The 13616-nt window shown below is 66.1% G+C and carries 13 protein-coding genes; 9 read left to right on the top strand and 4 right to left on the bottom strand.

Features of this window, described 5'->3' with window-relative positions:
- Window positions 1-85 precede the first annotated feature (85 nt).
- A complete protein-coding gene (locus B2R83_RS10655; RefSeq protein ID WP_292040912.1) occupies window positions 86-961 on the bottom strand; it encodes a class I SAM-dependent methyltransferase in 876 nt (291 codons plus the stop codon).
- 315 nt (window positions 962-1276) lie between these two features.
- Between B2R83_RS10655 and B2R83_RS10660 the strand changes: the two genes are divergently transcribed.
- Window positions 1277-1786, top strand: a complete 510-nt coding sequence (locus B2R83_RS10660) for a host attachment protein (protein WP_036205649.1) — start codon at window positions 1277-1279, stop codon at window positions 1784-1786.
- A 60-nt stretch (window positions 1787-1846) separates the two neighbouring features.
- Here the strand turns inward: B2R83_RS10660 and B2R83_RS10665 are convergent, their stop codons facing one another.
- Window positions 1847-3172, bottom strand: a complete 1326-nt coding sequence (locus B2R83_RS10665) for a GGDEF domain-containing protein (RefSeq protein ID WP_292040920.1) — start codon at window positions 3170-3172, stop codon at window positions 1847-1849.
- Window positions 3173-3480: 308 nt separating this feature from the next.
- Between B2R83_RS10665 and B2R83_RS10670 the strand changes: the two genes are divergently transcribed.
- The 3 genes from B2R83_RS10670 to uvsE all read left to right on the top strand — a co-directional run bounded on the left by B2R83_RS10670 (window position 3481) and on the right by uvsE (window position 7475).
- Window positions 3481-5316, top strand: coding sequence for a tetratricopeptide repeat protein (locus B2R83_RS10670; protein WP_292040922.1), 1836 nt, complete (start codon window positions 3481-3483; stop codon window positions 5314-5316).
- A 202-nt stretch (window positions 5317-5518) separates the two neighbouring features.
- A complete protein-coding gene (locus tag B2R83_RS10675; RefSeq protein ID WP_292040925.1) occupies window positions 5519-6445 on the top strand; it encodes a CAP domain-containing protein in 927 nt (308 codons plus the stop codon).
- A gap of 133 nt (window positions 6446-6578) precedes the next feature.
- Window positions 6579-7475 (top strand): UV DNA damage repair endonuclease UvsE, encoded by an 897-nt coding sequence (gene uvsE / locus B2R83_RS10680; protein WP_292040928.1) that lies wholly within the window; start codon window positions 6579-6581, stop codon window positions 7473-7475.
- On the opposite strand, the gene B2R83_RS10685 is transcribed toward uvsE, so the two are convergent.
- Window positions 7466-8164, bottom strand: coding sequence for an alpha/beta fold hydrolase (locus B2R83_RS10685; protein WP_292040931.1), 699 nt, complete (start codon window positions 8162-8164; stop codon window positions 7466-7468). The genes uvsE and B2R83_RS10685 overlap by 10 nt on opposite strands.
- A 45-nt stretch (window positions 8165-8209) precedes the next feature.
- The gene (gene epsC, locus B2R83_RS10690; protein ID WP_292040934.1) at window positions 8210-9127 is read right to left on the bottom strand and encodes a serine O-acetyltransferase EpsC; all 918 of its coding nucleotides are present in this window, start codon (window positions 9125-9127) and stop codon (window positions 8210-8212) included.
- A 244-nt stretch (window positions 9128-9371) separates the two neighbouring features.
- On the opposite strand from epsC, the gene B2R83_RS10695 reads away from it, so the two are divergent.
- The 5 genes from B2R83_RS10695 to B2R83_RS10715 form a co-directional block, all read left to right on the top strand.
- On the top strand, window positions 9372-11096 hold the full coding sequence (locus B2R83_RS10695) for a methyl-accepting chemotaxis protein (protein WP_292040937.1): 1725 nt from the start codon (window positions 9372-9374) through the stop codon (window positions 11094-11096).
- Window positions 11097-11171: 75 nt separating this feature from the next.
- Complete coding sequence (locus tag B2R83_RS10700) at window positions 11172-11657, top strand: acyl-CoA thioesterase (protein WP_027865591.1); 486 nt, start codon at window positions 11172-11174, stop codon at window positions 11655-11657.
- Window positions 11658-11736: 79 nt separating this feature from the next.
- Window positions 11737-12303: a lipocalin family protein gene (locus B2R83_RS10705; protein ID WP_292040941.1), complete on the top strand. Its 567-nt coding sequence runs from the start codon at window positions 11737-11739 to the stop codon at window positions 12301-12303.
- 307 nt (window positions 12304-12610) lie between these two features.
- Entirely contained in the window at window positions 12611-13354 is a 744-nt protein-coding gene (locus B2R83_RS10710; RefSeq protein WP_292040944.1) for a hypothetical protein, read from the top strand.
- Between the two features lie 82 nt (window positions 13355-13436).
- A partial coding sequence (locus B2R83_RS10715; RefSeq protein WP_292040947.1) for a hypothetical protein occupies window positions 13437-13616 on the top strand: 180 nt, incomplete at its 3' end.

The following is a 13616-nucleotide window of genomic DNA, read 5'->3' on the forward strand; positions in this document are numbered from 1 at the left end:
CATGGCTAGCCATGCAACGACGAGCAACGTCGCCCCCGCTTGCCAGGCGCGCCGAAAGCGACTCATTCCCTACTGGGATAGGTTCTTAGTGAAGGACCTCGGGCGTGCGCTTGATGATGACGGCTTCGAGGTACTCGGCCGGCACCACCAGCGAGTTGTCGCCTGCCGTGTTGTGACGGTCGAGCAAGGCCAGCATGTCCTGCTCCAAGGCCTGCTGGCCAGCCGGGTCGAGCGCGGCGAAAGCCTTGTGCACCGGTCCGTAGTAGTCGCGGAACACCTGGATCATGTGCGCTCCCGACGCGTAGCGGAAGTTGAACATTTTCGGCTGGGCGCGGATGCTGGCCGCCTCCTTGCCGAACAGCTGGCGCAGGTAGTCTTCCTTGCCCCACATGGCGGGCGACACCAGGCCGGCCGGCGGCGGCACATGGCGCCCGACCGTCTTGAACAGCTGGCCGATGAAGCCCTCCGGCGTCCAGCTGGCGATGCCGATGCGCCCGCCGCCGCGTACCACCCGCATCATTTCGCCGGCGCAGCGCGGATGGTCGGGGGTGAACATCACCCCGAAGGTCGACAGCGCGACGTCGAAGCTGCCGTCGTAGAAGGGCAAGGCCTCGGCATCGGCTTCGCGGAACTCGACCGTCAGGCCTTCGGCCGCCGCGCGTGCGCGGCCCTTGTCGAGCAGGGCCGGCACGTAGTCGGTCGAGGTCACGCGCGCGAATCGGCGGGCGGCGGCGAGCGTGGCATTGCCGTTGCCGGCCGCGATGTCGATCACGCGCTCGCCGGCACGGACGTCGGCGGCTTCGGCGAGCGACTCGCCGACGATCTGCAGCGTGACGCCGATGATGGCGAAGTCGCCGCTCGCCCACGTGGCCTGCTGGCGCTGCTTGATGGCGGCATAGTCGGGAATGGTGGCATCGGGCGGCTGGCGTGGCGAGGGGGTGGAAGTACTGGGTTGGGTCATGGCAGTCTCCTGAGAAATACCCGGCAGCGGGTGCATGCTTGGACAGGGAGGGAGACAGGAAGATTCGGCGCCGGGTTCCTTCAGCTTAAGCCAGCGCCATCGGAAATCCAGCCCTGTTTTTCCCGATGCGCATGCGTGCGCACAGCAGGGCCGCGTCGGTGCGCCGGGGTTCCGGAAGCGGCGATATACTGGGTTCATAGCCTGATCGACATGCACGGGAGTCGCATGCCGATTGCCGCGCCATACCTTGTTTCCGGGCGCCACTTCTGGCCGCCTGAGAACGATACTAACGATTCACTACTGACAGGGGGTAGCATGCCAACAACCTGGATTCTTTCGGCCAACAATGGCCGCGCGAGGTTCTTCGCCGAGTCCGATCCGGCGCAACCGTTGCAGGAAATCGAAGACATGGTCAACTCCGCAGCGCAGCTGCGCACGGTGGATACCGAAACCGACCGGCTCGACCCGACCGCGGCTTCCGGCAGCCGCCACAACATCGGCGGAAACGAAGGCGCGGGTATGGCCCACAATGCCAAGGCCGGGGCGCCGAACAAGCTGTATCAGCCGGCTCAGACGCCCGACCAGCACGCGGCCGACCTGTTCGCAAAGGACGTCGCGACCTACCTGCTGAAAGCGCAGAACGAGGGCCGCTACCAGCAGCTGCTCATCTCCGCCTCGCCGGACTTCCTGGGCGTGCTACGGACCAAGCTCGATCCGCAGGTCCAGAAGCTGGTCAAGGCCGAGTTCAACAAGGACTACACGCACTCGGGTCCGCAGCAGCTGCGCGAACAGTTGCAGGCCCACCAGGCCAAGGCCGCCGAGTAAGCCCGGCCTGCAGCGCGTGTCGACGCCAGCTGCGGCTGGCGTTTTTTCATTGGCCGCGCTTCAGGCGCACTGCAGGCCGGCTTCCTCCGCACAGATCCGGTTGCGCCCGCCCTGCTTCGCCACGTAGAGCATGGCATCCGCGCGCAGGAACAGTTCGTTCTCGCTGCGGCACTCCGGATAGGCCGCCACCCCGCCGCTGAAGGAAAAATGGCGCAGGTCGCCGGGGCCGACTTCGAAGGGGATGGCACAGAAGGCCTGGCGCATGGCGTCCAGGCGGCGCCTGCCCTCCTCCCGGTTGCAATCCCAGAACACCACGACGAATTCCTCGCCGCCGAAGCGGCTGAGCAGGTCCCATTCGCCCAGCTGCGGCGCGAGAAGCAGGGACAGGCGCTTGATCACGATGTCGCCGAAGTGGTGTCCCCAGGTATCGTTGATGGTCTTGAACTTGTCGATGTCGATGACGCCGAAAGCCAGTTCGCAGCCCTCCTGGGCGGCGCGCCGCACCAGCGCCTGCGCCTTCTTCTGCAGGCCGACCTTGTTGAGCAGGCCGGTGGCGCGGTCCTTCCCGATCAGGTCCTTGTTGATGCGGATTTTGTTGCTGCGGTTCACTAGCTGGGCTTCCAGCAAGCCGGGCTCGCCGTTCGCCAGCACGGCGTCGAAGCCGTCGGCCAGCGCGCGCCGGGCCAGCGCCGGATCCGGACGGCACTGCAGCAGGGCGATCTCGCGCACTGGGTCGGCTTCGATATTCCTTTGCAACACCCGCACGATGGCTTCGGTGCGCTGGTATTCGCCATCGGTCACCAGCACCAGGTCGGGCTGCAGCTCCTTGACCCGCAGGTGCAGGGTGTAGGCGTCCGGATGGCGGATCACCTCGACGCTGCGCTGCGCTAGCCGTGCCTCGTCCAGCCCCGGCACCTCGCCCAGCACGACCATGCGCACGGGGTCGCCGCGCTTCTTCTGCACGAACAGGTTGAACAGCTTGTCGACGAACACGTCGTTGGGGATCGGCTTTTCGGCATAGGCCAGGCAGTTGCTGTCGACCAGGCGCTGCTGCAGCAGGAAACGGCTGCCCTGGCGTGCGCTCTGCAGGTAGACATAACGATGGTCGGCGGGCAGGCGCTGCAGCAGTTCGCCCAGCATCAGGGTGCGGCGCCCTTCCGGCATGTCGGCCTGCATGTTGTGCAGGGCATCGAGGTCGATCACGTACAGGTTGTCGCCGCCGTCCCCGGCCACCGCCTCGACGAAGCGCGACACGTCGTCGAAGAACAGGATGTCGAAGTCGTATTTATGGGCGTGCAGGAGCAGCTCGGCCCGGTTGTCCTTGATGAAGAAACTCTGCGATAAGAGCAGGACGTGGTTCCTGTATAACGACATGGCTTGCGTCATGGTGCCTCGACTTCCTTGCTGGATGCGCTGCGTTTGCCCCTTGCGGTGCCTGCCGGGCTGGTCCCGTATTGTGTTTATTACAGGAATCTAATTGTGTTCCCGTCGGCTCCAAAAGGCAAACACTTCAGCCCTAAGTGCAACAAGCGCCTGAAGAATTTCCATTAAGAAATAGCTTAACAATCCTGTATGACGCGCGTATGAACTTTGATCCCGCGCAAACAAGGCACAGGGGTCGTCGGACCTCCAGAACTTGATGCCAAGGCGCTGCGTCAAAACAAAACGCCAGTGTCGCCATACCGGGGGAAACGATGAGACCCGCACGCATCCTCACCATCATGGGCGCAAGCGGGGCAGCCGCGCTTGCAGCCCTGGCAGCCCTGTCCCTGGCCACGGCCGGCCCCGCTCCGGACGAGCGCGGCACTGAAAAGCAGGCCTTCGATCCCCTGTTCGCGCCCGGCGCCGTCTGCACCCCGGCGCGTGCCGGCCGTCCGCCGCTGCTCGAGCGCCTCGTGCTCGCCCAGGCGGAGACGACGCCGTTCAAGCCGGGCCAGACAGTGCCGACCCAGGGCAAGGCGACAAGCGAGGCCGCCCCGCCCCTGTATGCCAACCTCGGCAGCCTGCACGTGCCGGTCACCACCGGCAGCCAGCGCGCCCAGGCCTTTTTCGACCAGGGCATGCGCCTGAGCTTCGCCTTCAACCATGCCGAGGCAGCACGCGCCTTCCGTGCGGCACAGCAGCACGATCCCGGCTGCGCCATGTGCTACTGGGGCGAGGCGCTGGTATTGGGCCCGAACATCAACGCGCCCATGTTCCCGGAAGCCGCCGGGCCTGCCGCCGCCGCGGCCGCGCGCGCGGTGTCGCTGGCAGGCAAGACCACGCCGCCGGAACAGGCCCTGATCCGCGCCGTCTCGCGCCGCTACCAGGCCCAGCCGCCTGCCGACCGCGCGCCGCTCGACAAGGACTATGCCGATGCCATGGGCGAGGCCGCGCGCGCCTTCCCGAACGACGACACCATCCAGGTGCTGTATGCCGAAGCGCTGATGGACCTGTCGCCCTGGGATTACTGGCAGGCCGGCGGCACCCAGCCCAAGAACCGTAGCGCCGACCTGGTGGCCGCCCTCGAGCGCGTGCTGGAGCGCAATCCGAGCCACCCGGGCGCCGCCCACTACTACATCCACGCGGTCGAAGCCTCGAGCCGGCCGGAACGGGCGCTGCCGGCCGCCAAGGTGCTGGCCCGGCAGATCCCGGGGGCCGGACACGTCGTCCACATGCCTTCGCACATCTATTACCGGCTCGGCATGTACCGCGAGGCGCTGGAGTCGAACCGCGAGGCGATTGCCGTCGACGAGCAATACTTCCGGCGCTCGCCGAGCGACCCGGTGTACCGCGGCGCCTACTATCCGCACAACATCCATTTCGTGATGGTGTCGGCCCTGATGGGCGGCGACGGCCGCACGGCGCTCGAGGCGGCAGGCAAGCTCGACAAATCGATCAGCTTCGAGCTGCTCAAGGGCTTTCCCAGCCTGCAGCCGGTGAAGTCCGCGCCCTATTTCTCGCATGTGCAGTTCAGCTCGCCGGACACGCTGGTGGCGCTGCCCGACCCCGGCCCCGACTTCGTGCTGGTCAAGGCGATGTGGCACTACGCCCGCGCGGTCGGCTTCGCGCGCAAGGGCATGCAGGCCGAAGGCGCCCGCGAAATCGCGGCGCTCGAACGCCTCGAGCGCACCGCGGACTTCAAGCCGATCGCGGAATGGAACATCCCGGCGCGCGAGATCGTGCAGACGGCGCGCGCGGTCGCACGCGGACGGCTGGCCGATGCGCGCGGCAATGCGCCTGACGCCATCAGCGCCTATCGCGAGGCGATCGCGGTGCAGGACAGCCTGCCCTACATGGAGCCGCCCTACTGGTATTACCCGGTGCGCCAGTCGCTGGGCGCGGTACTGCTGCGCACTGGCCAGCTGGAGGCCGCCGAACAGGTGTTCCGCGATTCGCTGGCGCGCACGCCGAGCAATGGCTGGGCCTTGCGCGGCCTGATCGAGGTCTACCAGAAACGGGGCGACAAGCCTGCGCTGGCGGCAGCGCGCAAGCGCTTCGAGACCACCTGGCTGGGCGAGCCGGGCGGCCCGCCGTTGACGCGCCTGTAGCGGCGCCTGCTTGTTGCGGCTTGTTACAGCGCTTTGCAGGCGCCGATGGCGCTGCTATAGTGGGTGCATCGGACAGAAGCGTCACCCCGTCTTTCCGGCTTCGAAAACGCTGACCTGTGGTCGGCGTTTTTGCTTTGGGGCCGGCTTAGTTTCCTGTCAATTGCCTATCCATACATGGCCGCGTGCGCGGCTGGGGTTGATCTTGCCAACGAACATCCTGACTCTGCCATTTCTTTCGCGCCGGCCTGCCTGCCTTGCGGGACGCGCCACGCTGCCCCTGCTGCTCGGGCTGGCTGCCTGGCCCGGCATGGCAAGGGCATTGCCCGCACCAAGCTATGGCGCCGAGCAGCTCACCACCCTGGTGAATGCCTACCGCAGCGCGCCGGGCAACTGCGCGGGGCGCGTGGCTGCGCCGGCCGCGGCGCTGGTGGCGCACCCAGCACTCGCGCGGGTGCGCATCGGTCCCGGCACCTTCATCGAGCTGGTGCTCGAGCAGGCCGGCTTTGCCGCCGAGCGCGCCGTATCGGTCAGCGTCAACGGTCCGGAAACCCCGGCGGAAGCAATGACGGTGCTGCAGGAAAAATATTGCCGCACCCTGCTCGACACCCGCTTCTCGGCCGTCGGCAGTTACCGCGAGGGTAAGGAATGGACCGTGATCCTGGCCCGTCCGGCGCCGCCGCTGCCGTCCGAGTCCTTTCCGGACTGGCACGAGGCCGGCAAGGCCATCCTGGCCGGCGTGAATGCGGCCCGGGCCAGCGCGCGCAGCTGCGGCAACCGGCAGTTTGCCGCAGCGCCGCCCGTGACCTGGAACCCACAGCTGGGCGAAGCCGCGCTGTCCCATAGCCGCGACATGGCGGCGCGGCGCTACTTTGGCCACAAGGCCAGGGACGGCAGCATGCCGGCCGACCGCGCGACGCGGGCCGGCTATGCCTGGCAGCGGGTGGGCGAGAACATCGCCTTCGGCCAGAGCACGCCCGACGAAGCCGTGGCCGGCTGGCTCGACAGTCCGGGACACTGCGCCAACATCATGAACCCGGGCTTTACCGAGATGGGCGCGGCCTATGGTGTCGCAGCGGAAAAACGCAGTGGCATCGTCTACTGGACCCAGGTGTTCGGCAAGCCGCGCTGAACCTGGCGGGCTTCCACAGCGCCCCCCTGTCCCTGAGCTGTCCCGGAAACATGGTCCGAAAACCCTGAGCGAACGCGCCGGGGAAGCTGATTTGGATAGACTAGGGCGCGCCATCACCACACCACGGGACACCATGCAACCGAACCTCGGCCTCGTCTGCATCACGGCTTCGAAAGACGTCCGCTACCGCACGGTCACACGCAAGCGCCTGCTCGAGCACAGCCTGGACGCTCAGCGCAAGCTGCTCGAAGACCTGTACCGCGACAACATCCAGACCCTGGACAAGGCACTGCGCTACTGCGAGGCCGAAGGCATCCGCCTGTACCGCCTGCCCTCCTCGATTTTTCCCTTCGCCGACGAAGACATCGGGCGCGAGGTGCTGGCGCCCTTCGCCCCCACCCTGGGCCGCTCGGGCCGGCGTGCGCTGGAGCGCGGCATCCGCCTGGTGATGCATCCGGACCAGTTCGTGGTGCTGAATTCGGATTCGGAAGGCGTGGTGGCGAACAGCGTCAAGATCCTGCAGATGCACGCCGACATCATGGACCTCCTGGCGCAGCCGCGCTCGCCCTGGGCCCTGCTCGAGATCCACGGCGGCAAGGGCAATCGTGCCGACGCGCTGGTCGAGCGCATCACCCTGCTGCCGGATGCGATCCGCTGCCGCCTGGGACTGGAGAACGACGAATACGCGTATGGGGCGCAGGAAATATATGAGATCTGCATGCGCGCCGGCGTGCCGATGGTGTTCGACGCCCACCACCACGTGGTGCACGACAAGCTGGACAGCTACGAAGACCCCAGTGTGGGCGCCATGCTGCTCAAGGCGCGGGAAACCTGGGCCGATCCCGCGCACCAGCTGGTGCACATCTCGAACGGCCGCGAAGGCTTCAACGACCGCCAGCATGCCGACCTGATCGAGGTAATGCCCTCGTCCTACCTGGCCGCACCCTACATCGAGATCGAAGCCAAGCTCAAGGAAGAGGCGATCCGCGGCCTGCGCGCCTGGTCCGCCTCCGCGACGGCTCAGGCCTGAGTCGTCACCTTCTGAAGCCAGGGCTCGACGATCGCCAGCAGCGCCTGCGGCGCCTCGATCGGCACCATGTGGCCGCTGTCCTCGATGAGGGCGAACTCGGCGCCGGGGATCCCGGCATGCATCTCCTCGGCTTCCTCGCGCGAACGCAAGCGGTCCTGTCCCGCCGCAATGACCAGGGTCGGGCAGCGGATGTCGATCAGGCGCTCGCGGTCGCTGGTACGCACGATCGCCGACTGGCGCCGGAACACCTCGCCGCCGAGGCGCACGCCCATCGCGCGCACCCGTTCGATCAAGGCTTCATTGGCGGCCTGTTTCGGGTGCAGCGAAGTGGCGATCGCGGTCTTGCTCAGGCCCGAGAAGGCCACCGAGGGCGCGGCCTTGCCGACCGTGCCGCGGCTCTGCCGCAGCGAAGGCGTATCGGGACGCGTGGAGGTGGCGACCAGGACCAGTGCGCGCACCCGGTCGGGCGCCAGGCGCGCGATCTCGCGGGCGACATAGCCGCCCATCGAGAAGCCGACCAGGATGAAGCTGCAAGGGGCATTGGCGAGCGCGCGGGCGGCCATCGCTTCGATGGAGGAATCATGGCGCAGGTCCGCGTGCATGAGCGGCCCGAACTTCTCGAGCGGCCCGGCCACATCGTCCCAGAGCGTTTCGTCGGCCATGTAGCCGGGTACGAGCAGGATGGACATCGCGCCATGATAGCAAAGGCGCGACGCCCTCACCGGCTGCCTGCCTCAGGTATTACGTGACTGCGCCTGCGACACGTTGCTGCCCGGCGGGACGCTCTGGGTCAGCCAGACATTGCCGCCGATGGTCGAGCCGGCGCCCACCGTGATGCGTCCCAGTACCGTGGCCCCGGCGTAGATGACCACGTCGTCCTCGACGATCGGATGGCGCGGTGCGCCCTTGACCAGTGCGCCGCTGGCGTCCACCGGGAAGCGCTTGGCGCCCAGGGTCACGGCCTGGTACAGGCGCACCCGCTCGCCGATGATGGCGGTCTCGCCGATGACGACGCCGGTGCCGTGGTCGATGAAGAAGCTGCCGCCGATGTGCGCCGCGGGGTGGATGTCGATGCCGGTCAGCGAATGGCCGATGTCGGCGATCAGGCGCGCCAGGAAGGGCACGCCGAGTCGGTGCAGGCAGTGCGCCAGCCGGTGGTAGAGGATGGCGATGGTGCCGGGATAGCACAGCATGATCTCGGCCACCGAGCTGGCGGCCGGGTCGCCGGCCAGCGCGGCCTGCACGTCCGACACCAGCAGCGCGCGGATGCCTGGCAGGCTGGCGGCGAACTCGCGCGTGATCGCCTGCGCGTGCTCCGCCAGGGTGGCCTCGTCGGCCTCCTCGAACTGCGGAGAAAAGCGCAGCGCGCGCCGCACCTGTCCCACCAGCCGGTCGAGCGTGACGTTGAGCGTATCGCCGACGAAATAATCGATGCTCTCGTCGTTCAGGTCGGGCCGCCCGTAATGGGTCGGAAACAGCGCCGCCGAGACGCCGCCCACCACCTGGGTGAGGACTTCGCGCGAGGGCAGCTCGCGCACGCGTCCCTGGTGGCGGATGTTGTGGGTGGATTCGCGCGAAGTGCGCAGCGCGTCGATGATGGGGCCCAGGTGCCACTGCACGGAGCCGGATGGGGTCGGGAATTCGCTGTTCATATGCCGAGCCTACCCGCTTTGCCGGCTTTGGAGAACGATTTAAATCAGCCTTCGATATGCGGAAATTGTTATGAAACATTGGTCACGCAAACTTTGATCCGCTTCATTACTTCTGGTCCATATTTTGCTTTAAGTTAATGGATTGCGTCCTGACACCGGGGCGCGCTTCATCGACGTGCCGCCGGCCGCCCCATACCGGGACAGGCCGCACCGGCATGGAGCCCACCAGCCACCGGGAGACGCAGTGTCCAACGCCATGTCCAGTGTCCGCGCCCAGTTACGCATCGTGTTTGCGTTCGTCATCATCATCTCGACCCTTGCCACCGCGGTCGCCATCTGGCGCCTGCAGCTCATGTCCGAGGAAACCGAAGCGCTCACCCGGCGTCCGCTGGTCAAGGAGCGACTGGCTTCGCAATGGCTGCTCAACACCTCGGTGTCGGCCAAGCGCACCGCCGCGGTCGCCCGTTCGAGCGATCCGGAACTGGCCAAGGCTTTCGCGGCCGAAAGCCTCGAGTCGAGCCAGCGCACCAGCGTCCTGCAGGACAAGGTCGGCGAACTGCTCGACACGCCGGAGGAAAAGGCGCTGTTCGAGGCCATCGCCGAGGCGCGCGGGCGCTACATCGAGACCCGCGACCGGGTGATGAAACTGAAAGCCGACGGCCAGACTGGCGAGGCGATGGCCCAGTACGAACGCGAATTCTTGCCGGCTACCCAGCTCTACCTGGACCGGGTGACGGCGCTGCAGGCGCTGCAGCACAAGGCCATCGACACCATGGCGCAGGACGCGCTGGAGGGCGCCGCCGCCAGCACCACCATGCTGGTGACCCTGTGCCTGTTGACGCTGGCCGGCAGCATCGCGGCATCCATGCTGTTCGCGCGCGCGCTGTTCCGGCGCCTGGGCGGCGAGCCGGCCGAGGCCGCGCGCGTGGCGGGCGAGATCGCCGCCGGCAAGCTGGACGTGCGGGTCGCGCTGCGGCCGGGCGACCAGTCCAGCCTGCTGTATGCCTTGCTGCGCATGCGCGACAGCCTGGCCCAGATCGTCGGCCAGGTGCGCGACGGCACCTCGACCATCGGCGCATCGAGCGAGGCAATGGCAAGCGAGGCGCAGGAGCTGTCGCGCCGTACCGAGAGCCAGGCGGCTGCGCTGGAGCAGACCGCCTCTTCGATGAACGAGCTGGCGCACGCGGTCCAGCACAGCGCCGCCAGCGCCGAGGAAGCGAACGGCCTCGCTGTGGCCGCCTCGACGGTGGCGCAGCAGGGCGGCGCCATGGTGGGCCAGCTGGTGGAAACCATGGGTGCGATCAACGCCTCGTCGGCGCGCATCGTCGACATCATCGGCGTCATCGACGGCATCGCCTTCCAGACCAATATCCTGGCCCTGAACGCCGCGGTGGAAGCGGCGCGCGCCGGTGAACAGGGACGCGGCTTTGCGGTGGTGGCCGGCGAGGTGCGCAACCTGGCCCAGCGCTCGGCAGCGGCCGCGAAGGAGATCAAGGAACTGATCGACGACTCGACGCTGCGCGTGTCCCAGGGCGCGGACCTGGCCGGCCGCGCCGGCGCCACCATGAACGGCATCGTCGACAGCATCGGCCGGGTGACCGCGATCATGGGCGAGATCGTCGACTCGAGCAAGGAACAGGCGAGCGGCATCCAGCAGGTGCACCGCGCGGTGTCCGACATGGACAGCGTCACCCAGCAGAACGCCACGCTGGTGGAGGAATCGGCGGCCGCGACCGAATCGATGAAGGAAGAAGCCGCGCGCCTGGCGCAGCTGGTCGCGGTCTTCAAGCTGGCCGCCAAGGCCGCGCCGCGCAAGGACGAGGCGCCGCGCATCGGCAGGGCGGCCACTCCTCCCGCCAGACCCGCCGCATCCGCGCTTCCGGCCGCGCGGGCCAAGCCTGCCGCCCGCCCTGCCCCGCCCCCGGGTGCGGAGCGCAAGGCCGCCGAAGAGGAGTGGGAAGAGTTCTGAACCCCGCCGGCCGGCATTGCCGGCCCGGCGATTCTGGCGCACCATAGCGCCATCCTACCTTCTGTCGAGTCCTGCATGAACCTGCCTTCCCACCAGCTGTCGATGACGGTCCTGATGACCCCTGATACGGCCAATTTCTCCGGTAACGTCCACGGCGGCACCATCCTCAAGCTGCTCGATCAGGTGGCCTACGCCTGCGCCAGCCGCTATGCCGGCCGCTACGTGGTCACGATGAGCGTGGACCAGGTCACCTTCCGCCAGCCGATCCACGTCGGCGAGCTGGTGACCTTCCTGGCCTCGGTGAACTATGCCGGCCGCAGCTCGATGGAGATCGGGATCAAGGTGATCGCCGAGGACATCCGTTCGAAGGTGGTGCGCCACGTGAACAGCTGCTTCTTCACGATGGTGGCGGTGGGCGACGACCGCAAGCCGGTGGCGGTGCCGCCCTTGCAGCCCGCCAACGACGACGAACACCGCCGCTTCGAGGAAGCCAAGGGGCGCAAGGCCGCGCGGCTGGAACTCGAACGCCGCCACGCCGAGCGCGCCGCCGCGCGCGCCTAGCCGGTTCCGTGCGTTGGCGTACGGCGGGGCTGCGCCTCCTTCGGCTACCATCGGAGCTCGACCATTCACGGGAACGCTGATGAAAACCTCCCTGCTTGCTCCGATGCTGTCCCTGCTGATCTTGTCCGCGCCCGCTGCACAGGCCGCGGGCCAGGCGGCCGATGGCGCCAAACCGCTGGCCACGATTCCCGCGCTCGACGTCAAGCGCTACATGGGCACCTGGTACGAGATCGCGAAGTTTCCGAACGACTTCCAGAAGAAGTGCGTCGGCTTCACCACCGCCACCTACAGCCTGCGCGAAGACGGCCGCGTGGACGTGCTCAACCGCTGCCGGCGCGCCGACGGCAGCACCGACGACGCCAAGGCCGTGGCGCGCCAGGTAGGCGAAGCCACCTCGCCGAAGCTGGAAGTGCGCTTCGCGCCCGCCATCGTGTCCTGGCTGCCGATGGTATGGGGCGACTACTGGGTGATCGACCTCGACCCGGACTACCAGCTGGCCGCGGTCAGCGAACCGAAACGCGAATACCTGTGGATTCTGTCGCGCACGCCGAAGGTCGACCCGGCCGCCTACGACGCCCTGCTGGGCCGGTTGCGCACCCAGGGGCTGGACATGAACCGGCTGGTGCCGACCAAACAGGGCGAATGAGGGTTCCGGCCTGATTTCAATCAGGCACTACCGCAGCGCCCAGCCTTGTGCTAGAATGCGAGCCCTTGGCCTGGTAGCTCAGTTGGNNCCCACTCATGCAAGTGGGCGTTATTTTTTCCTCGTTCACAAAGTCCTTGTGCCCGGCCCATTTCAGGTCGCTGCGCCCCAGCTTTCGCCTTCCAGGTATTCTTTCCCTAGACATAGCCCTGTTAGCGCTCGTACACTATGTCATTGTCTACATAGCAACGGCAGGCAATAAGTAGTTTTTCTGCGGCGTACATAGTCCATCCTAGCTAGAGTGGTGAGAATGGAAATTCATATCGCGACCATTGTGAACGGAAGTGAAACACCTGCCGGGGATGGGATCTCGGGCGCACTACGTTGCGTAATTCGGCTGCAAGATGGTACGAAGCGCTCTGCTATATTGAAGAGAGGACCGGTCGGCCAAATTATGGCCGAGGCGTTCTCTGCCTTGCTACTGAGCAAATGGAATCTACCGGTCCCTCTGCCATTTTTGATCGATGAAGCTGGCGCAATGGCTTTTGCAAGTGCCGATGTTGGCTACCCCAACCTCAAACAATCGCTCAACTTGGATAGTCTGCCCAAAGGGCCGGCACGGGAAGCTGCGTTACAAGTCTGTGCTGCCCTGGCATGCAGCCTGCCGACGACACCACTCGCAGCGGCGTGCGATGAAGCCATTGATAATCGCGATAGGAATCTTGGTAACATCCTTTGGGATGGAAATACTGAGGCCTGGATAGATCATGCTCTCGCACTAGGTCAGGGCTCTCATCTTCAGGACGCTAACAAACTGTGCGATATGGCATTATTCATTGGACAAGATGAGCGCCTTCAGCGTAGCGCGATCGCACAGGCCCTACTATTGGACAGAAGTGCCCCGGCTTCGGCCGAGACAGCACTATCTTCAGTTACGGTGCCGACTACTGGTGTTGTTCCATTGATAGCAACCAGGTTGAACGCCATCGGGAATCGTTTAGTTGCCAGGTTTCCCCGTCCATTAGATCTCCTAACTAACCATGATAGAGTCTAACGTGCTTCCGAAGCCCGATATACGCACTTGGCCATGGCGGGCACTCTATTGGGAGCCTGTCGCTGGAACCGGCGAGCGGCTCATGGTCGGAGTCCTGCATGGATTTAATAACGAATACAAGGCCGTTCGAACGATAAGAAACGATGTGCTCGACTGTTTGTTTGGTAAGGCTGCTGCAGGCCTGCGCCGCCTCATTGATCACGCGCTAACGGTATTCGAAGTCGCCGCTTCTGCCTCGAAATGGCTTTGTTGCGCAAATCAG

The organism is Massilia sp. UBA6681, assembly GCF_002454935.1.
In the GTDB taxonomy this organism is placed as follows: Bacteria; Pseudomonadota; Gammaproteobacteria; order Burkholderiales; family Burkholderiaceae_D; genus Telluria; species Telluria varians.